Raw genomic sequence first — 19,341 nt, forward strand, 5'->3', positions numbered from 1 at the left:
GGTCCGAAAAGGCTGGGGCCATCGGGCCGGCGGCGCGGCGAGGCCCGTGCCGCGGTGTTCTTGCAACGTGTGTTGTGGATTGGGGTGCTTTGTTCTCGTTGGCTGCTTGTCATCGGGCGCGCCATCCCCAAATCCTACAATTCCACTCCACCTTTAAGCACAAAACCAACAAGGCCGCTGCATGGTTCCGCATCTCGTCACTGCCCTGACCGGCCCGATCAACGAACTGGAGCAGCGGGTGCTCGACTCGACGCCCGCCATCGAGCGCTGGTTCCGCCTCGAGTGGATGGAGCACACGCCGCCGTTCTACAGCGCCGTCGACATCCGCAACGCGGGCTTCAAGCTGGCTCCGGTCGACACCAACCTGTTCCCGGGTGGCTGGAACAACCTCACCAAGGAAATGCTGCCGCTGGCAGTGCAGGCCGCGCAGGCGGCCATCGAGAAGATCTGTCCGGAAGCGCGCAATCTGCTCGTCATTCCTGAAAATCACTCGAAAAACACCTTTTATCTCGCCAACATCGCGCAACTTGTTCGCATCTTCCATATGGCGGGCCTCAATGTGCGCATCGGCTCCGTCGATCCGGCCATCAAGTCGACCAAGAAGATCGAACTGCCCAACGGCGAGACCGTGACGCTCGAACCGGTGGTGCGTTCCAAGCGCCGCCTGGGCCTGAAGAACTTCGATCCCTGCACAATTCTCCTTAACAACGAGCTTTCGGCGGGAACGCCCGGCATCCTCGAAGACCTGCACGAGCAGTACCTGCTGCCGCCGCTGCACGCGGGCTGGTCGGTACGCCGCAAGAGCAATCACCTGCACAGCTATGAAGAGCTGTGCAAGCGCTTCGGCAAGCTGCTGGGCATCGACCCCTGGCTGATCAACCCGATCTACGCGCGCGCCGAAGGCGTCGACGTGGCCGAGGGCCGCGGCATCGACGTGCTCACCAGCCATGTGGATGCAGTGCTCACCAAGGTGCGCCGCAAGTACAAGGAATACGGCATCAACGAGAAGCCGTTCGTGGTCGTCAAGGGCGGCCACAGCGGCAGCGGCAGCCCCGGCGTGGTCACGGTGCGCGATGCCAAGGAAGTCGAGGCGCTCATCGGCAAGTCGCGCACCGCCACCTCGTCGCCCGCCAAGACCAGCGCCGGGCGCGACCTGCGCGAGCCCACCGAACTGATCGTGCAGGAAGGCGTGCTGACCAACGAGCGCGTGCACAACGGCGTGGCCGAACCCGTGGTCTACATGATGGACCGCTACGTGGTGGGCGGCTTCTACCGCGTGCACGCCGAGCGCGCCGCCGACGAAAACCTCAAGCAGCCGGGCGCCAGCTACGTGCCGCTGGCTTTCTCGGAAAGCGCGCAGCTGCCGCAACCGGGCGCCAAGCCCGGTGCCAGCGCCCCCAATCGTTTTTACATGTATGGCGTGGTGGGCCGTTTGGCCATGGTCGCGGCCAGTTACGAGATGGAAGCGACCGATCCGGACGCCGAAATCTACGAATGAGCGGCGGGGGCGGGTTGCGGCGCGGGCGGGCAACGGCAAAATAGCGGCCCCACAGCAAAGGAACCCAAAGGGCGGAGGGATGCGCGGCGCGGCCGCGGTACCCCGGCGTGACTGACGCGTCGATCATTGCGAGCCGCCCTTTTCCCATCGACCTCGTGTCAGCCCCCAAAAACATCTCTGCCGGCCTCATCGTCGGCGCCATTGGCGTCGTCTACGGCGACATCGGCACCAGCGTTCTCTATGCGGTCAAGGAAGTCTTCGGTCACGGCCATGTGCCGTTCACCGTCGAGAACGTCTACGGCATCCTGTCGATGTTCTTCTGGACCCTTACGGTCATCGTGTCGATCAAGTACGTCGTGCTCGTGCTGCGCGCCGACAACGAAGGCGAGGGCGGCCTGGTCGCGATGCTCGCGCTGGCCTCCCAAGCCGTGACCGACAAGCCGAGGCTGCGCCAGCTGCTGCTGGTCGTCGGCATCTTCGGCACCTCGCTCTTCTACGGCGACGGCGTCATCACGCCGGCCATCTCGGTGCTGTCGGCGGTCGAGGGCCTGGAGGTGGTGTCGCCGCACTTCAAGCACTACGTGATCCCGATCACCCTGGTCGTGCTGTTCTGCCTGTTCGCGGTGCAAAAGCGCGGCACGGCGGGCATCGGCAAGTTCTTCGGCCCGGTCACGCTGGCGTGGTTCGCGGCCATTGCCGTGCTGGGCGTGTGGCAGATCGCGCACCACCCCGAAATCATCAAGGCGCTGAACCCCTGGTTCGCGCTGAAGTTCATCTGGGACAACCCGGGCACCAGCTTCATCCTGCTGGGCGCCATGGTGCTGTGCGTGACCGGCGCCGAAGCGCTGTACGCCGACCTGGGCCACTTCGGCAAGAAGCCGATCCGCATCGCGTGGTTCTCGGTCGTCATGCCGGCGCTCACGCTCAACTACCTGGGCCAGGGCGCGCTGCTGCTGGAGAACCCCGAGGCCGTGAAGAACCCGTTCTTCATGATGGCGCCTGAATGGGCGCTCATTCCGCTGGTGCTGCTGGCCACGCTGTCCACGGTGATCGCCTCGCAGGCGCTCATCACCGGCGCCTTCAGCGTCACGCGCCAGGTGATCCAGCTGGGTTACCTGCCGCGCCTGAACATCGAGCATACCAGCGTGCGCACGGCCGGGCAGATCTACATTCCGCTGGTCAACTGGGGCCTGTTCGTCGCCATCGTGATGGCGGTCGTGATGTTCCGCACCTCGAGCAGCCTGGCCGCGGCCTACGGCATCGCCGTGACCACCGACATGCTGATCACCACGATCCTCACCTTCTTCGTGATCCGCTACGCGTGGAAGCTGCCGCTGGCGCTGTGCATCGGCGCGACCGCGATCTTCTTCGTGGTCGACTTCCTGTTCTTCGCCTCGAACCTGCTCAAGCTGTTCGAAGGCGGCTGGTTCCCGCTGCTGATCGGCGGCGCCGTGTTCACGCTGATGATCACCTGGAAGGAAGGCCGCCGCCTCATGGGCGAGGCGCAGCACGCCGACGCGATCGACCTCAAGTCGTTCCTCGGCTCGGTGTTCATGAGCCCGCCCGCGCGCGTCGACGGCACGGCCGTGTTCCTCACGGCCGAGCCGGGCGTGGTGCCCAACGCGCTGCTGCACAACCTCAAGCACAACAAGGTGCTGCACGAGCAGAACATGTTCGTCACCGTGCGCAACCACGAGGTGCCCTGGATTCCGATGGACAAGCGCATCGAGATCGATGCACTGGGCAACCACTGCTGGCAGGTCATCGTGCACTACGGCTTCAAGAACGACATCGACCTGCCGCGCGCGCTCGACAACGCGCGCATGCGCGGCTGCCAGCTCGAGCCGATGACGACCAGCTACTTCCTCTCGCGCGACGTCGTGATCCCCACCTTGGGCAGCGGCATGGCGCCGTGGCGCGAGAAGCTGTTCGCGCAGATGCACCACAACGCGAGCGGCGCGGCGGCCTTCCTGGGCCTGCCCAATAACGCCGTGGTCGAGCTGGGTTCGAAGATCGAAATTTAGGCTCGCCCCCAGGCTGCGCGCACTTCGTGTCGCTTCTCCAACCCCCTACCGGGGGCAACACCAGCGGCCCGGCAAAGCCGGTTCCGCGGTGTTTCTGGCGGGGAGATGTCGCGGGCAAAATCGCGCCATGCGATTCTTCAAAGACCTGAGCCTTTCGGCCTTCACCGCGGGCTTCGTCGCCGTGCTCGTGGGTTTCACGAGTTCGGTGGCCATCGTGTTCCAGGCCGCCCAGGCCTTCGGGGCCACGCCCGAGATGACGGCCTCGTGGATGTGGGCGCTGGGCATCGGCATGGGGCTGGCCTCGGCGCTGCCTTCGCTGTGGTGGCGCAAGCCCGTCATGATTGCGTGGAGCACCCCCGGTGCGGCCGTGCTGGCCGTGGCCGGCGCGGGCTACGGCATGGGCGAGGCGGTGGGCGCCTTCATCGTGAGCGCGGTGCTGATCGTGATCGCGGGCGCCACCGGCTGGTTCGAACGCGTGATGAACAAGATCCCGATGGCCATCGCCTCGGCGCTGCTGGCCGGCGTGCTTGCGCGCTTCGGCATGTCGGCCTTCACGGCGGCGCAGACCGCGCTGCCGCTGGTGCTGCTGATGCTCGGCACCTACCTCGTGGGCAAGCGCCTGCTGCCGCGCTATGCGGTGCCGCTCACGCTGCTTGTGGCCATCGCCTTCACGGCCGCGCGCGGCGAGCTGGCGTGGTCGGCTGTGCAGTTCTCGCTCACCTGGCCGGTGTTCACGGCGCCGGTCTTCACCTGGCAGGCCATCGTGAGCCTGGCGCTGCCGCTGTTCGTTGTGACGATGGCTTCGCAGAACCTGCCCGGCGTGGCGGCGATCCGCGCCAGCGGCTTCAGCGATCTGCCGGTCAGCAAGCTCATCACCATCAGCGGCCTTGCCACGCTGGTGCTCGCGCCCTTCGGTGCCTTTGCGCTCAACCTCAGCGCGATCACGGCCGCCATGTGCATGGGCCGCGAGGCGCACGAAGACCCGGCGCGGCGCTACACGGCGGCCGTGAGCTGCGGTGCCATCTACGTGGTGATCGGCCTGTTCGGCGCAGCCGTCACGGGCCTGCTCACGGCGTTCCCGAAAGAGCTGGTCGCGGCCATCGCCGGGCTGGCGCTGCTGGGCACCATCGGCGGCGGACTGGCGGCGGCGGTGCGCGACGAGGCGCACCGCGAGGCCGCGCTCATCACCTTCCTGGTCACGCTCTCGGGCGTCACCATCGCCGGCATCGGCTCCGCCTTCTGGGGCGTGGTGGCCGGCGCGGTGGCGCTGGCGGTGCAGCAGGTCGGCCGCGCACGCAGCGCACAGGTGCCAAAGGAAAAGGCCCCGGCCGACAAGGACATCGCCGCTTCCGGCAACATGCCGCCAGAAACCCCCTCCACAGCCGCCGTTCCCGGCGCCGGAAAGAACGCCTGATGAAAAACATCCTCTTCGTCGCCGATCCGCTCGATCATTTCAAGATCTACAAGGACACGACCTTCTCGATGATGCGCGAGGCCCAGCGCCGCGGCCACCGCATCGCGGCCTGCCTGCCGCAAGACATCCAGTGGACCTCGAGCGGCCTCGTCTCGGCCGTGGTGCAGCAGATCACGCTCACGGGCGACGCGAAAGACTGGTACCACGTCGACATCATCGAGTCGAAGGCGCTGAAAGACTTCGACGCCGTGCTGATGCGCAAGGACCCGCCTTTCGACGCCGAGTACATCTACTCGACGCACCTGCTGCAGCAAGCCGAGCGCGAAGGCGCGCAGGTGGTCAACTCGCCGCGTGCGCTGCGCGACCATCCCGAGAAGCTCGCGATCATGGAGTTTCCGCAGTTCGTCACGCCCACACTGGTCACGCGCAGCGCGCAGGCCGTGCGCGACTTCCACGCCGAGCACGGCGACATCATCCTGAAGCCGCTCGACGGCATGGGTGGCATGGGCATCTTCCGCGTCAAGCAGGACGCGCTGAACCTCGGCTCCATCGTCGAGACGCTCAACAAGGACGGCGCCGAAACCATCATGGTGCAGCGCTTCGTGCCCGAGGTGACGCAGGGCGACAAGCGCATCCTGATCATCGCGGGCGAGCCGGCGCCCTTCGTGCTGGCGCGCATTCCGCAGGGCACCGAGGTGCGCGGCAACCTGGCGGCCGGCGGCAAGGGCGTGGCCCAGCCGCTCACGGCGCGCAACCGCGAGATCGCCGAAGCGATCGGCAAGGTGCTCGCGCCGCGCGGGCTGCTGCTGATCGGCCTCGACGTGATCGGCGATGCGGTCACCGAGATCAACGTGACCAGCCCGACCTGCTTTCAGGAGATCACCGAACAGACCGGCTTCGACGTGCCGAAGATGTTCATCGACGCGCTGGAGAAAACACTGCGTCCTGCCTGAGCTCGGAAGCTGCGGTGCGGGCCTCGCGCTCGCGCCGCGCCTGCAGGCGCCGTGAGCGCAGCTTGCGTGCCCAGATGACGATGCCGGTGATCGACAGCATCGCCACCACCAGTCCCAGCGCCGACATCAGGATGCGTCCCGGCAGGCCCAGGATGCGTCCGCCGTGCAGCGGCAATTGCAGCTGCGCGAACACATCGGCCGCCGTGCCGTGCCATGGGCGGTTGCTGCCGATGACGTGGCCGTCGCGCCCGTCCAGGTAGAGGTTCGACAGGCCCATGCCGTCGCTGTCGTCGTGCGTGGCGTGGTCGAAGAACGAGACGTTGTAAAAGCCGCCGCGTGCGTTGTAGAACGCGCCGCCCAGCGGTGTCGTCCAGCCGCGGCGCCGCGCTTCGGCATCGGCTTGCGCCACGATCTCGCGGAAGCCGATGGTGGGTTCGATGCGCGTGCCCAGCGGCGCGAGCGGCACCAGCGCCGACGGGCCCGGCGTGGTCTTCGAGACCAGCGAGAGCATCGGGTGGAACACCTCCTTGTAGAGGTTCAGCGAGAACGAGGTGAAGGCCACGACGATGATCAGTCCCCAGATCCACAGCCCGCCCGCGCGGTGCAGGTCGAAGTTGAGCTTGTAGCCCCCGGCCGCCCAGCGCACGGTCCACGACGGCTTCCAGCGTTGCCACCAGGCACCCGCAGGACGATGCGTCGGCTGCACCGCCTTGCGCAGGCGCCGCGGCATGGTGAGGTACAGCGCCACGAAGCTGTCGAGCAGCCACACCAGCGCCACCGTGCCCATGATCCACCAGCCGATGCGGTCGGTGCCCCACATCGCCGGCACGTGCAGCATGTAGTGCAGCTTGCGCAAGAACGGCATCAGCGTCTCGGGCTTGAGCGAGATCGCCGTGGAGTCGCGCCGGCCGCGCACCTCGGCCGTGACCGGATCGACGAACACCTGGTTGTAGCCCAGCTTGAAGGGCTTGCCGGTGGCCGGGTCGGTGCGTGGCTGCACGAAGTAGCCGGCCGCGTGGCCTTCCTCGAAACCCAGCGGCATGTACGCGACCCGCGCGCGCGGGTCGTGCGCCTCGACCGCGGCGGCCAGGTCGAACGGGTCCTTGAAGGGGCCGCGCGCCGTGGTGTCGTAGAGCTTGCGGTTGAGCCAGCCGTCGATCTCGTGGTCCCACGAGATGACGGCGCCGGTCAGGCCCGAGACGACAAGAAACAGCGCAACCGCCAGGCCCGCCCAGCGGTGAATGGCGGTCGCAACAGCGCGCATGGCGTCAGAAGTCGATGGTGCCGCTCACTGCGAAGGTGCGCGGTGCGCCGAGCGTCAGGTAATTGGAGCCTTGCGTGCCCCCCACCGACGCCCAGTACGACTTGTTGAACAGGTTGTCGATGCGCGCACGCAGCGTGAGCGCACGGCCGTTGCCCAGGTCGACCAGGTAGCGCGCGCCGATGTCGAAGCGCGTCCAGCCCGGAATCTGCTGCGTGTTGGCGGCGTTGGCGTACTGCTTGGACGTGTACAGCAGTCGCGCATTCAGCGACAGATTGCGCACGCCCGGCACGTCCCACTCGGCGCCGAGGTTGGCCTGCTGCTTGGCCACGCCGATGGCCGTGCGGCCGTCGGTGGCGCCGCTTGGCGTGTTCTTCTGCTTGGCGTCGAGCAGCGTCAGGCCGCCGAGCAGGCGCAGGCCCTTGGCCGGCTGGCCGAACACCGAGAACTCCAGGCCCTGGTTGCGCTGCTTGCCGTACAGGCCGTAGGTCTGGCCCGCGTACTGGTAGACCGGCTGGTCGGTGGTGAAGAACGCGGCGCTCGCGCCCAGCGAGCCGCCGTCGTACTTGACGCCGACTTCCTTCTGCTTGGCCTGGTACGGCGCGAACACCTCGCCGGCATTGGTGACCGGGCGGTTGTTCACCGTGCCGGGCGCCACGTTGCCCTTGACGAGCGCTTCGATGTAGTTGGCGTAGGCCGACACGGTCGGCGTGATCTTGAACACCACGCCAGCCACCGGCGTGGTCTTGCTCTTGTCGTAGGTGCTCGACTGCTTGAGCGTGGTGTAGGCGAAGCTGGTCTGCTCGATCGTCTGGCGGCGCACGCCGAGCGTGACCAGCAGGCGGTCGTCCATGAACGACATGGTGTCGGCGATGGCGACGCTCGAGGTGTCGATCTTGTCGGTCAGGCGCGGGTCTTCCAGCGTGTTGCCGGTGAAGTTGTTGGCGACCGGGTAGGGCGACGCGTACGGCGCGTAGATGTTGTTGCGCAGGCTGCCGCGCGAGATCGTGTAGGCGTTGTCGCGGTCGTTGCTGTACGTGGCAGCCGAGGCCACCACCGTGTGCTTCACGGGGCCGGTGGCGAAGGTGCCGCGCACGCCGAGTTCGGCGGTGCCGATGCGGTCCTTGCGGGTGTTGCTGAAGCGCGTGTTGCTGGTGTTGCCGAACACGTCGGTCAGCGTCGGGTTCGACAGCACGTTGTCTTCGTCGCTGCGGCGCACGCCGCCGGCGGCCCAGGCCGTGATGTTGTCGGTGATGTCGACTTCGCCGCGGAAGGTGGCGAACTTGTCCTTTTCCTTCGAGTAGGTCCAGGGCTGTGCAAAGTTGGTGCTAGCGTCGGGCGCGCGCGGAATCGGCAGCGCCGACGAAGGCGTGAGGCTGGGGCGGCCGTCCTTCAGGTCGTAGTCCTGGTAGCCGAAGTCGGCCGACAGGCGCACGTTGCGGTTGCGCCAGTCGAGGCCGACGGCGAAGGCGCTGAGCTGCTGGCTCTCTTTGTCGACGCCGGTGCCGCCTTCGCGGCGCACGGCATTCACGCGCACGCCCAGGCTGTCGTCGGGGCCGAAGCGGCGCGCCAGGTCGAGGTTCACGTAGCCCTGGCCGCCCGTTTGCACGCCGAGCCCGACGCGCGTGAGCGGCTCGTTGGGCGCGCGCTTGGGCAGCAGGTTGATCGCACCGCCGATGCCGCTGCCGCCGGGCGCGGCGCCGTTCAGGAAGGAGTTGGCGCCGCGGAACACTTCCACGCGCTCGAAGAATTCAGAGGCGATGTACTGGCGCGGGAGCATGCCGTACAGGCCGTTGTAGGCCACGTCGTCCGAGTACACGGGGAAGCCGCGCACCACGTACAGCTCCTGGAAGTTGCCGAAGCCGCGCGCCTGGCGCACCGACGGGTCGTTGAGCAGCACATCGGCCACGCTCTTGGCCTGCTGGTCCTGGATCAGCTCATTGGTGTAGTTGGTGCTCGAGAACGGCGTGCTCATCATGTCCTGGTTGCCCAGGATGCCCACGCGCCCGCCGCGCGCTACCTGCCCGCCCGCGAAGGGCTTGGTCAGGCCTTCGGCCGAGGCGTCGGCGCTGGCTTCGACGGTGACGGTGCTCAGCGTACCGCTGGCGGGGGCCGTAGTTTCGGCCGGGGGCGTTTGCGCCAGGGCCGTCAGGGCGTGAAGGGCCAGCAGCGAGGCGGCCACGGTCGGGCGAAGGAAGAAAGGAGAGGCGGGCATGAAGGATCGACCGTTTGCAAATGAGAACAGTTATTGTTCATGGTTTGCACTTACTGGTCGGTACTTTCTTGCACTGTTGCAAAAAAGTGTCAGCCAAAAGACTGAGTTTTGGGTCTCAGCGTGGCATCCGTTGGCCGTCCACGAACACATGCAACTCGCCCGAGGTGAAGGGCGTCCAGGTCTCGTTGGTGGTGAGTGGCGCGGTCACCACCACGGCCACGCGGTCGGTGGGCGTGGTGTGCTGGGCGAAGTCGATTTCCAGGTCTTCGTCCGAGAGCTGCGCCGTCACGAAGGGGTGGCGGCGCTCCACGTACCAGAGGTTGGTGGAGGCATGCGCCCACAGTGCCTGCCCGTTCGACAGCATGAAGTTGAAGGTGCCGTGCGCCGCGAGCTGCGGCGCCAGTTCACGCAGCGTGAGCGTGAGCTCCTCGACGCTGGGCACGCCCGCGTGCGACTTGGCCAGCTCCTGCATGATCCAGCAGAAGGCGTGTTCGCTGTCGGTGTTGCCCACCGGGTGGAAGTTGCCGTGCAGGCGCGGGCGAAAGTCCTTCAGGTCGCCGTTGTGGGCGAACACCCAGTAGCGGCCCCACAGCTCGCGCACGAAGGGGTGGCAGTTCTGCAGGTTGACCTCGCCCTGCGTCGCCTTGCGGATGTGCGCGATGACGTTGCGGCTTTGAATCGGGTAGCGCCGGATCAGCTCGGCCACCGGCGATTCGCAGGCCGGCTGGTGGTCGACGAAGTGGCGCAGCCCGCGGTCTTCGAAGAACGCGATGCCCCAGCCGTCGGCATGGTGGTCGGTGCGGCCACCGCGCTGCGCGAACCCCGTGAAGCTGAAGGTCACGTCGGTCGGCGTGTTGCAGTTCATCCCTAGCAATTGGCACATGGCGTCGATTAGAACGCGATTTGCGGCGGGCCGCGGCCGCCATGGCGCGGCGGAACCAACGCGAGAGGCAGATCATCTGAGAGTTCATGAACGCCACACCCCCTCCAGGATTCGTTCGCTCCGGCCTCGCGGCCGGCTCCGCTGCACCGAGGCATCCTGAGCGGGAGGGCCGGCTTGGCCGGCGCACCGTGGCGGCAGCGCTGGTCGCGGTGCCCGCGCTGTGGCTGGGGCCCCGCGCCCAGCCGTCGCCGGCACGCATGGCGACACCGCCGCAGACCGAGGGGCCTTTCTATCCGGTCCGCCTGCCGAAGGATGCCGACCACGACCTTCTGCGCAACGGCACCCTGAACTACCGGGGCGGCCAACCCACCTGGGTGGACGGCACCGTGACCGACCTCGACGGCAAGCCGCTGCGTGGCGCGCAGGTCGAGATCTGGCAATGCGACGAGAACGGGCACTATCACCACCCGGGCGACGGCGACCGCGCCGATGCCGCCTTCCAGGGCTTCGGCCGTATCGCCGTCGGCGCGGACGGCAGCTACCGTTTCCGCACCATCCGGCCCGTGCCGTACAGCGGCCGGACGCCGCACATCCACGTCAAGGTGAAGCTCGGCGCGCGCGAACTGCTGACCACGCAGCTCTACGTGGCGGGCGACCCCGGCAACGAACGCGACGGCCTGTGGCGCCGTCTTGCCCCGGCGGCGCGGGATGCCGTGACCGTGGCGTTCGAGCGCGGACCGGACGGGCTCCAGGCGCACTTCCCGATCGCCATCGCAGCCTGAGCGCTGCCGCGCACGGGTTCAGCCCGGGGGCGTTCGCCGTGAAAGAAAGAGAAGGCGAGTGCCTTCATGACCTCTTTATTCCGGCCGCAGGTTGACCGACTTGGCGATGGCGCGGTAGCGCTCCATGTCGGCCTGGTAGTCGCGGCGCAGCTCGGCGAGCGACTGTTCGGGCGCGACCTTGGCGCCGCCGAGTTCGAGCGCGCGGCGCAGCTCGGGCTTGCGCATCATCTGGTTGAAGGCCGCGTGCAGCCGCTGCTGCGCTTCCTCGGGCACGCGGTGCGACACCTGGATGCCCGCCCACAGGCTGTAGACGAAGTCGTCCAGGCCCTTGCTATTGCGGATCGGCGCAAGCGCCGTGAAGCGCTCGTGCGGCGCCGAGGCCGCGATGCCCAGCGCCTTGATCTTGCCGGCGTCCAGCAGGTCGGGCACGTTGCCGGCCAGCGGCGCAAACACCAGGTCGATCTGCCCGCCCAGCAGGTCGTTCACCAGCGGCGCGAAGCCCTTGTAGGGCACGTGCAGCATCTTCGTGCCCGTCTGCTGCATTAAGCGCTCGCCCAGCAGGTGGTAGAGCGAGCCGGGGCCGATGCTGCCGTAGCTCAGCTCTTTCGTATCGGGGCGGCGCAGCAGTGCGATGAGTTCGTCGACGCTGCCCGCGCCCAGGTCCTTGCGCGCCAGCAGCACCATCGAGGTGACGGCCATCACGCCGATGGGCCGGAAGTCTTCGGCCTTGTAGCGTGCGCTCGTGAGCGTGAGCGGCGTGAGCATCAGCTCCATCGGCGAACCGAGCAGCAGCGCCGAGCCGTCGGCCGGTGCATTCGCCGCCTTCATCACGCCGAGCGAACCGCTGGCGCCGGGCACGTTGTCGACGATGGCCGGCTGGCCCAGCAGCCGCGACAGTTCGGGCGCGGCCAGCCGCGCATTGATGTCGGAGCCGCCGCCCGCGGGGTAGGGCACGATCAGGTTCAGGGTCTTGCCCCCCAGGCCCTGGGCCAGGGCGGACAGGGCAAAGGGGGACAGGCCGGCGGCCAGGCCGGCAGCCATCAACGAACGTCTGCGCATGGGTTCTCTCCTCGGGTTGTGTGTGATGTGTCGGAGTACGGAAACAGGGGGCTTGCTGCTGCTACGGCTGCAGCAGCAGTGGCGATTGCACGTTCGCGAAGGGCACGGCCTGGTGCCAGCCGTGCGCCATGCGCAGCACGTCGAGGTCGGCGCCGGGGCGGCCGATGAGCTGCAGGCCCATCGGCAGGCCGCGCGTGCCGTCGGCTTGCGAGAAGCCGGCCGGGATCGCCATCGCGGGCAGGCCGGCGAGCGACGGGCCGATCGTCACTTCCATCCAGCGGTGGTAGGTGTCCATGGCGCGGCCGCCGACCTCGCGCGGCCAGTGCGTGTCGACCGGCAGCGGGAACACCTGCGCGGCCGGCAGCACCAGGAAGTCGAAGCGTTCGAAGAGCTGCAGCAGCGCGGCATGCCACTGGGTGCGCGTGACGGCGGCTTCGTGCAGCGCGGCGGCGCTCAGGCGCTCGCCCTGTTCGATCTCCCAGCAGGCCTCGGGCTTGAGCTGCGCGCGCGTGGCCGGGTCGGCATGCAGCCCGCGCAACGCGCCGGCCACGATGAAGCCGCGCAGGCGCAGCCAGGCCGTCCACAGGGCGTTGAAATCGAAAGCGGGCACAGCGGGCGCAACGCTGCAGCCCAGCGTGTCGAAATGCCGCAGCGCCGATTCGCACAGCGCCATCACGCCCGGGTCCATCGGCAGGTGGCCGCCAAGGTCGCCGAGCCACGCGACGCGCTTGCCGCGCAACTCTGCATCGAGCGGCTGCGCGAAGACCTCGCCGTCGCCCGCCAGACTCAACGGCGAACGCGCGTCATAGCCCGCCTGCACCGACAGCAGCCAGGCCACGTCCTCGGGCGTGCGGCCCATCGGCCCTTCGCAGCCCAGCTGCTGGAAGAACAGCTCCGGCCCCGGCCCGATGGGCACGCGGCCCAGCGAAGGCCGCAGGCCGTAGACGTGGTTCCAGGCCGCGGGGTTGCGCAGCGAACCCATCATGTCGCTGCCGTCGGCCACCGGCAGCATGTGCAGCGCGAGCGCCACCGCGGCCCCGCCGCTGCTGCCGCCGGCCGCGTGGTCAAGGTTCCATGCGTTGCGCGTGGTGCCGAACACCGTGTTGTAGGTGTGCGAGCCCAGGCCGAATTCGGGCGTGTTGCTGCGCCCCACGAACACGGCGCCGGCGCGGCGCAGGCGCTCGACCATGATCGCGTCGTGCGGCGTGACCTGCTTCGCGAACACCGGGCTGCCCATGGTGGTCGGCAGGCCGGCTGTGGCGACGAAATCCTTCGGCGCCATCGGGAAGCCATGCAGCCGGCCTACGGTGTCGCCGCGCGCGCGTTGCGCATCGCAGGCATCGGCCTGGCGCAGCATCTCCTCGGGCGGTTGCAGCGACACCAGCGCGTTGACCTGCGGGTTGAGGCGGTCGATGCGCGCGAGGCAGGTCTGCATCAGTTCGCGGCACGAGAGCTCGCGGCGTTGCAGGGCGGCGGCGAGCGCGCGGGCGCTCGGCAAGGGCGGCAGGGTGGCGGACATATGGCGATCGACGATAGCGATCACGACTGCAAGCAGTTATCAAAAAACGGCAAAACGAGTGCCCCGAAAACTGAGGGATTCCCCTTGGCCCGTGCGCCGTTTCAGTGGCGCACCGCACCGCGCCTGCGGGCGCAGTTCCCGCTTGCACCGGCTCGCACAGCCTGAAGGACTTCAGGGCCGGGCGATCCCGGTCTGCCCGACGAGGGGCCGATTGCCGAATCGGAAGTTGTGCTCTAGTCTCCCGATCCTTGCGAGGAACGAAGGAGAAGACGAGGCCATGAAATGAGCGTTCGGTCCGCAGAGTTGCTCTTCCAGAGGGGACAGTATTGCAATGCACAAAAGGTCCTGGAGGGACTGGTGCAGGCCGGTCGAAGCGTGGGGGCCGCGCATCGACTGCTCGGCTTCATCGCGGGCCGGCAACTGGATTTCGGGAGGGCCGTGGAGCAGCTGCGGAACTCGTTGCACTACGAGCCCGGTTGCCTCGAGACCTGGTACTACCTCGGCGTCGCCTTGCTTCGCTCCGATCAGCACAGGGCCGCGGCAGAGGCCTTTGGCCAGGTTCTTTTGCGCAATCCCGATGTCTTTGAGGCCGCGCATGATTTGGGGCTCGCACTGCTCGCCACCGGGAGAACCACGGAGGCCCTCACGCATTTCGAGCGCGCGGTGCACTTGCGGCCGGATGCGTTCGAAGCCCATCTGAACCGAGGGGCAGCCTGTGGAAAGCTGCGGATGTACGAGCAGGAGTTGGCATGCTACGAGCGCGCCATGGCACTGCAGAAGTCGCACCCTGCGTTGATCATGAATTACGGGACGGCACTGTGCCAGGCACGCCGTTTTTCCGACGCGGTCGACCTGTACGAGAGCACCTTGCGAGACCATCCCGGCGAAGCGGACTTCGCGTTCGCCCGCGGTGGGCTTTGCTACGCCAAGGCGGCAATCGCCGACTGGCAGGGTCTCGATGAACAGGTGGCGCTGTTGCGCGATGAAATTCGCCAGGGATGGGTGTGCGTCGAGCCCTTTGCGCTTCTGAATCTCCCCTCGACACCGAAAGAGCAATTGCAGGCAGGGAGGCTCCATGCGGCAAGCCTTTATCCGATGGCGCCCCAGCCGCTGCATGCCATCGAGCGGAAAAGGGAGGGGCGAATACGCTTGGCTTACATGTCTGCCGATTTCGGAAAGCATGCGACGTCTTACCTCATTGCCGAAGTGTTCGAGCGACATGACCGCGAGCGCTTCGAGATCACTGCGATCTCCCTGCGAAGGAGCGACGGCAGCGCCATGCGCCAGCGTCTCGAGCGTGCCTTCGACCGCTTCATCGATGCGCATGAGCTGTCGGACATGGAAGCGGCGCAGGCCATCGTCGATCTGGAGATCGACATCCTGGTAGACCTGGGTGGCTATACCTACGGTGCAAGACCTTCGGTGCTGGCCTTGCGGCCCGCGCCAGTTCAGATCAGCTACCTGTGCTTTCCAGGCACGCTCGGTGCGCCGTTCATCGACTATCTGGTGGCCGACGCGTTCCTGGTTTCCGAGGCGGCGCATGAGGATTTCAGCGAGAAGATCATCTGCCTGCCCCACAGCTACCAGCCCAACGACTCGCGTCGCACGATGATTTCCGGGCCCATGTCGCGCACCGCCGTCGGCCTGCCGGAAGGTGCCTTCGTCTTCTGCAACTTCAATGGCAGCCAGAAGCTCAACGCCCAGTTTTTTGGCATCTGGGCCCGCCTGCTGAATCAGGTCGACAACAGCGTTTTCTGGCTCAGGAGTGGCTCCGATCTCTACAACGACAACCTGCGCTCATGGGCCCGCGAACACGGCGTCGATTCAGGACGGCTGGTTTTTGCGCCTTGGGTTGAACAAGAGACGCACCTCAGGCGATTGCAACTGGCCGATCTTTGCCTGGACAACCTGCCCTACAACGCACACACGACGGCCAGTGACGCGCTCTGGGCGGGGGTGCCGCTGGTGACCTGTGCCGGCCCCACCTTCGCGGGCCGCGTGGCGGGCAGCGTGCTCACGGCAGCGGGTTTTCCGCAGCTGATCACGGATTCGCCGTTCGCTTATGAGGCGCTGGCCCTGGCCCTTGCCACGGACCCGTCACGCCTCGCCGCGTTGCGGGCCGAGCTGGCTGCGGCGCGCGACACCTGCACGCTGTTCGACACGGGGCAGTACACCCGCCATCTCGAACAAGGATTCACCGCAGCCTGGGAGCGGTGCCGTGCGAACCTGGCACCGGACCACATCGACATTGGCCGTACCCGGCGAGTCCCGGCCTGAATCTGAGCTTCTGGCCGTCGACGGCGGTGCGCGATGCGCATGCCACGACGCCCGCCCGGGCGTATGCTTGCGCGCCGCGGAGGGTTATCCAAGATGCTTCCCATCGTCGTTGCGCTCATGGCGACCGTCATCCTGCTGGTCTGGATGGGGTTCTTCATGATGGGCTCGCTGCCCTTGCTCGTGCTCTCGCACGACACCCCGCTGGATTCGCGCTTCATCCGCGGCCTGTTCAACGTCTACTACGTGGCCGTGGTGCTGACCGCAAGCGCGGCGGCGCTCAGCTATGCGTGGTGCGGCAAGCCTTTCTTCGCAGTCGGCATGGCCTTCATCGCCGGCCTGGCCTTCGCGCTGCGCCGCTGGCTCATCATTCCGCGCATGGACGTGCTGCGCCACACGATCCCGGCAACCGGCACGTCGATCGTGCAGTTCCGCAAGCTGCACATTGCGGGGATGGTGCTCAACGTGATGCAGCTGGGCACGGTGGCCTGGGCGCTCACGCAGCTGGGGCTGTGAGCAGACCCGGGTTTGTCGCTCATGCCTCCATTTTTTGGCGGCTCGGGCAGGGAGCCGCAAGGCTCGCCGGTTTGCGCAAGCAGTTCCTGGTACGCCAACCTGTTCGAGCTGCCGCCTAACGCAGGAACCGCCCTTCCTTCGTCACCCGCACCATCTCGATGAAGCGCGAGCCCGTGTTGCTCGCGCCGGTGAAGTCGATCTCCATGTTGCCGATGCGCAGCTTCATCGCCTTCAGCGTGCCGTGCAGCTTTGCGCGTGTGAGGTCGCGGCCGGTGCGGCGCAGGGCTTCGATCATCACGAGCGCGTTCACATAGCCTTCGTAGCTGAGGTAGCCGATGTCGACCTTGGCGCGCTCGGCCAGCTGACGGTATTCGCGCGCGGTGGCGTCGACCTCGCTCCAGGGGTAGGGCACGATCTGCGAGATGGCCAGGCCGCTGGTCTTGTCGCCGACGAGCTTGGCGGTGACGTCGCCCGGCACGATCGACATGCCGTAGAACATCTGGCGACCGCCGGCGCTCCAGGCGCTCTTCATGACCTCGCCGCCGATGCCGCCGCCCAGGTACATGAGCACGGCCTGCGCCTGGCTGTCGGCCAGTGCCTTGCCCGCGGCCTCGTTGGTCGTGCCGTCGCCTTTGACGGGCACCGCGGCCACGGGCTTGAGCTTGAGCGTGTCGAGCGCCGCCTCGACCAGCCGCGCCACTTCGGCGCCCCCGGGGTTGTCCAGGTAGGCGACCGCGATGCGCGAGACGCCGATGGTTGTCAGGTGCTGCACCAGCGCTTGCGCCTCGCGCGCGAAGGTGGCGCGCACGAAATAACCGGCGCCCGCGACCTTCTCGCGCGCCGAGTCCGACACCGCATAACCGCCGACCATCGGCGCGCCGCTCTGACCCAGCACTTTGGCCGCGGCGGCCGTGGTGCCCGAGCCCACGCAGCCGAAGAAGGCGAAGGCGCGGTGCTCGGCGAGCAGCTTCTCGTAGTTGGCGACGGCCTTCTCGGGCTTGAGCTCGTCGTCGAGCGAGACCAGCTTGAGCTTGCGGCCCGCGAGCCCGCCCTGCGCATTGACCGCGTCGAAGGCCAGCCCGGCGCCGGCCATCACGACCTTGATCGGCGCGCCCAGCGGCCCGCTCAGGATGCCGGTGTGGCCGAGGACGATTTCGCCGTCGCTGACGCCGTTCTCGGCTGCCAGTGCGGTGGAAGGCAAGGAAAGGAGGGGGCCGAGTCCGGCCGTCGCCGCGGCCGAGGCGGCGAGAAAACGTCTGCGATGCATGGAACCGATTCCGCTTTTAGATACAACTGATAACAATTGAAAGCGAAAGCGGCTCTTTGCGCCGCCGGGGTTTACCCCCTGTGTTGCGCCGTGTCCTCGTCGGGTTTCTCGCGCAGCTGCCAGGCCGCGCAGACGGCCAGCGCGCACAGGCCGGCCAGCATCAGGAACACCTCGTCGAACGCCGCCAGCCGCGCCGGGGTGCTCGCCGGGTTGGCGAGCGAGTCGCCGTGCGCGGCCAGGCGCCATTCGAGAATGATGGCGCACAGGCTCACGCCGACCGCGCCGCCGAGCATGCGCACGAAGCTGATCGCACTGGCACCCTGCGGAATGAGCGGCTTGGCCAGCGGGCGCATCGACCCCAAGTTGAGCGAGGGCAGGATGAAGCCCAGCCCGATGCGCCCGACGATCGCGAACACCACCAGCAGCCACAGCGGGCTGTCCAGCCGCAGCACGGCCATGAGCGCGAACGACACCGCCAGCAGCGCCAGGCCGATGCTCACCAGCAGCCAGGTCGGCTGCTTGTCGGCCAGCCGGCCCACGCCCGCGATGGTGAAGGCCAGCACGATGCCGGCCGGCAGCAGGGTGGTGCCCACGTGCGAGGCCGACAGGTGCAGCCCCACCTGCATGTACACGGGCAGCAGGTAGGTCGAGCCGAACAGCGCGGTGCCGTAGATGAAGGCGACCAGGCTGCCCATGGCGAACTGGCGGTAGCGAAAAAGCGCGAGGTTCATCAGCGGCGCGCCGCCCGAGGCCATGAGCCGGCGCTGCCACCACACGAAGGCGACGAAGGCGATGAGCGCACCGGCCAGCAGCAGCGCGGCCTGCAGCGGCGAATCGCCGCGCAGCTCGACCAGCCCGTTCAGCAGGCACAGCGTGCCCACGGTGCCCAGCGCCAGTCCGCGCGCATCGAGCCCGCTGCCGCGCGCCGCGGCCACGCCGCCGGGTGCGGTCTTGGGCACGAACTTGTAGGCCAGCCAGATCGAGGCCAGGCAGAAGGGCACCACCATGAAGAAGATCGAGCGCCATCCGAACAGGTCGACCAGCACGCCGCCGATGCTCGGCCCGATGGCCGGCGCCAGCACCACGCCCATGCCGAAGATGCCGCTGGCGCGCCCCTGCTCGTGCGGCTCGAAGGCGCGCAGGATGATGATGGCCGGAATGGGCTGCACCACGCCCGCCGCCAGCCCCTCGGCCACGCGCGCCAGCAGCACCAGCGGGTAGTGGTTGGCCAGCCCGCCGACGATGCCGCCGGCCAGCAGCAGGAGCATCGTGCCGACATAGGTGCGCCGGTAGCCGTAGCGCGACAGCAGCCAGGGCGTGGTGAGCATAGACACGGTCATCGCCACCATGAAGCCCGAGCTCACCCACTGCGCGCGCTCCTGGCCCAGCGCGAAGTGGTGGCTCATGTCGGGGATCGCCACGTTGACGATGGTCGACGACATGATGGACGCCATCGTGCCGACCATGACCGACAGCAGCAGGTACCAGCGGTAGCGCTCGCCGTAGCGGGCGCGAAGGACACCCATGGAGGGCGGCGTGTCGGGTGTTTGTGGGGAGGTCATGAGGCGGCGCAGGGACGTTCGCGGGTCCGTCGTCCTACAAGCATATCGGTGTTTGCGCGGCCGGCGCCGCGCGCGCGGGTCGCACAATGCGGCGGCTGTCCCCCGTGCGTCAAG

14 protein-coding genes are annotated in these 19,341 nt (G+C 67.6%); 7 read left to right on the forward strand and 7 right to left on the reverse strand.

Annotated features, from left to right (window positions below; genetic code table 11):
• The first annotated feature begins 181 nt into the window (after window positions 1–181).
• The 4 genes from gshA to gshB all read left to right on the forward strand — a co-directional run bounded on the left by gshA (window position 182) and on the right by gshB (window position 5,889).
• Window positions 182–1,498, forward strand: a complete 1,317-nt coding sequence (gene gshA, locus IG196_RS01160) for a glutamate--cysteine ligase (protein ID WP_101488326.1) — start codon at window positions 182–184, stop codon at window positions 1,496–1,498.
• 155 nt (window positions 1,499–1,653) lie between these two features.
• A complete protein-coding gene (locus tag IG196_RS01165) occupies window positions 1,654–3,522 on the forward strand; it encodes a potassium transporter Kup (RefSeq protein ID WP_192194627.1) in 1,869 nt (622 codons plus the stop codon).
• A 127-nt stretch (window positions 3,523–3,649) separates the two neighbouring features.
• Complete coding sequence (locus IG196_RS01170) at window positions 3,650–4,936, forward strand: benzoate/H(+) symporter BenE family transporter (protein WP_192194629.1); 1,287 nt, start codon at window positions 3,650–3,652, stop codon at window positions 4,934–4,936.
• Window positions 4,936–5,889, forward strand: coding sequence for a glutathione synthase (gene gshB, locus IG196_RS01175; RefSeq protein WP_192194631.1), 954 nt, complete (start codon window positions 4,936–4,938; stop codon window positions 5,887–5,889). Before IG196_RS01170 ends, gshB begins: the two co-directional genes overlap by 1 nt.
• On the opposite strand, the gene IG196_RS01180 is transcribed toward gshB, so the two are convergent.
• The 3 genes from IG196_RS01180 to IG196_RS01190 all read right to left on the reverse strand — a co-directional run bounded on the left by IG196_RS01180 (window position 5,852) and on the right by IG196_RS01190 (window position 10,248).
• Window positions 5,852–7,153 carry a PepSY-associated TM helix domain-containing protein gene (locus IG196_RS01180; protein WP_192194633.1) on the reverse strand — a complete coding sequence of 434 codons (1,302 nt, stop codon included), beginning with the start codon at window positions 7,151–7,153 and terminating at the stop codon, window positions 5,852–5,854. The genes gshB and IG196_RS01180 overlap by 38 nt on opposite strands.
• Window positions 7,154–7,157: 4 nt before the next feature.
• A complete protein-coding gene (locus IG196_RS01185; RefSeq protein ID WP_192194635.1) occupies window positions 7,158–9,365 on the reverse strand; it encodes a TonB-dependent receptor in 2,208 nt (735 codons plus the stop codon).
• 115 nt (window positions 9,366–9,480) lie between these two features.
• Window positions 9,481–10,248: a class II glutamine amidotransferase gene (locus IG196_RS01190; RefSeq protein WP_056584331.1), complete on the reverse strand. Its 768-nt coding sequence runs from the start codon at window positions 10,246–10,248 to the stop codon at window positions 9,481–9,483.
• Window positions 10,249–10,457: 209 nt separating this feature from the next.
• Between IG196_RS01190 and IG196_RS01195 the strand changes: the two genes are divergently transcribed.
• Window positions 10,458–11,030 (forward strand): intradiol ring-cleavage dioxygenase, encoded by a 573-nt coding sequence (locus IG196_RS01195; RefSeq protein WP_412556401.1) that lies wholly within the window; start codon window positions 10,458–10,460, stop codon window positions 11,028–11,030.
• Between the two features lie 75 nt (window positions 11,031–11,105).
• On the opposite strand, the gene IG196_RS01200 is transcribed toward IG196_RS01195, so the two are convergent.
• Window positions 11,106–12,089 (reverse strand): Bug family tripartite tricarboxylate transporter substrate binding protein, encoded by a 984-nt coding sequence (locus tag IG196_RS01200; protein WP_192194638.1) that lies wholly within the window; start codon window positions 12,087–12,089, stop codon window positions 11,106–11,108.
• A gap of 61 nt (window positions 12,090–12,150) precedes the next feature.
• On the reverse strand, window positions 12,151–13,608 hold the full coding sequence (locus tag IG196_RS01205) for an amidase (protein ID WP_192194640.1): 1,458 nt from the start codon (window positions 13,606–13,608) through the stop codon (window positions 12,151–12,153).
• A gap of 282 nt (window positions 13,609–13,890) precedes the next feature.
• Here IG196_RS01205 and IG196_RS01210 point away from each other — a divergent pair, with 282 nt between their 5' ends.
• Together IG196_RS01210 and IG196_RS01215 are read left to right on the forward strand one after the other, a co-directional pair.
• A complete protein-coding gene (locus IG196_RS01210) occupies window positions 13,891–15,885 on the forward strand; it encodes a tetratricopeptide repeat protein (protein WP_192194642.1) in 1,995 nt (664 codons plus the stop codon).
• A gap of 93 nt (window positions 15,886–15,978) precedes the next feature.
• On the forward strand, window positions 15,979–16,398 hold the full coding sequence (locus tag IG196_RS01215) for a hypothetical protein (protein WP_192194643.1): 420 nt from the start codon (window positions 15,979–15,981) through the stop codon (window positions 16,396–16,398).
• A gap of 115 nt (window positions 16,399–16,513) precedes the next feature.
• Here IG196_RS01215 and IG196_RS01220 read toward each other — a convergent pair whose 3' ends face one another.
• A complete protein-coding gene (locus tag IG196_RS01220; protein WP_225616884.1) occupies window positions 16,514–17,599 on the reverse strand; it encodes an ABC transporter substrate-binding protein in 1,086 nt (361 codons plus the stop codon).
• A 137-nt stretch (window positions 17,600–17,736) separates the two neighbouring features.
• Window positions 17,737–19,227 (reverse strand): DHA2 family efflux MFS transporter permease subunit, encoded by a 1,491-nt coding sequence (locus tag IG196_RS01225; RefSeq protein ID WP_192194647.1) that lies wholly within the window; start codon window positions 19,225–19,227, stop codon window positions 17,737–17,739.
• Window positions 19,228–19,341: the final 114 nt, after the last annotated feature.

It is taken from the genome of Variovorax sp. 38R, from assembly GCF_014843395.1.
Classification (GTDB): domain Bacteria; phylum Pseudomonadota; class Gammaproteobacteria; order Burkholderiales; family Burkholderiaceae_C; genus Variovorax; species Variovorax paradoxus_H.

What these genes read in the sequence shown, in the direction of transcription:
- IG196_RS01185 (WP_192194635.1), bottom strand. Translation starts at nt 9,365, where the DNA reads ATGCCCGCCTCTCCTTTCTTCCTTCGCCCGACCGTGGCCGCCTCGCTG.
- IG196_RS01200 (WP_192194638.1), bottom strand. Translation starts at nt 12,089, where the DNA reads ATGCGCAGACGTTCGTTGATGGCTGCCGGCCTGGCCGCCGGCCTGTCC.
- IG196_RS01215 (WP_192194643.1), top strand. Translation starts at nt 15,979, where the DNA reads ATGCTTCCCATCGTCGTTGCGCTCATGGCGACCGTCATCCTGCTGGTC.
- IG196_RS01190 (WP_056584331.1), bottom strand. Translation starts at nt 10,248, where the DNA reads ATGTGCCAATTGCTAGGGATGAACTGCAACACGCCGACCGACGTGACC.
- gshB (WP_192194631.1), top strand. Translation starts at nt 4,936, where the DNA reads ATGAAAAACATCCTCTTCGTCGCCGATCCGCTCGATCATTTCAAGATC.
- IG196_RS01225 (WP_192194647.1), bottom strand. Translation starts at nt 19,227, where the DNA reads ATGACCTCCCCACAAACACCCGACACGCCGCCCTCCATGGGTGTCCTT.
- IG196_RS01205 (WP_192194640.1), bottom strand. Translation starts at nt 13,608, where the DNA reads ATGTCCGCCACCCTGCCGCCCTTGCCGAGCGCCCGCGCGCTCGCCGCC.
- IG196_RS01180 (WP_192194633.1), bottom strand. Translation starts at nt 7,153, where the DNA reads ATGCGCGCTGTTGCGACCGCCATTCACCGCTGGGCGGGCCTGGCGGTT.
- gshA (WP_101488326.1), top strand. Translation starts at nt 182, where the DNA reads ATGGTTCCGCATCTCGTCACTGCCCTGACCGGCCCGATCAACGAACTG.
- IG196_RS01210 (WP_192194642.1), top strand. Translation starts at nt 13,891, where the DNA reads ATGAGCGTTCGGTCCGCAGAGTTGCTCTTCCAGAGGGGACAGTATTGC.
- IG196_RS01170 (WP_192194629.1), top strand. Translation starts at nt 3,650, where the DNA reads ATGCGATTCTTCAAAGACCTGAGCCTTTCGGCCTTCACCGCGGGCTTC.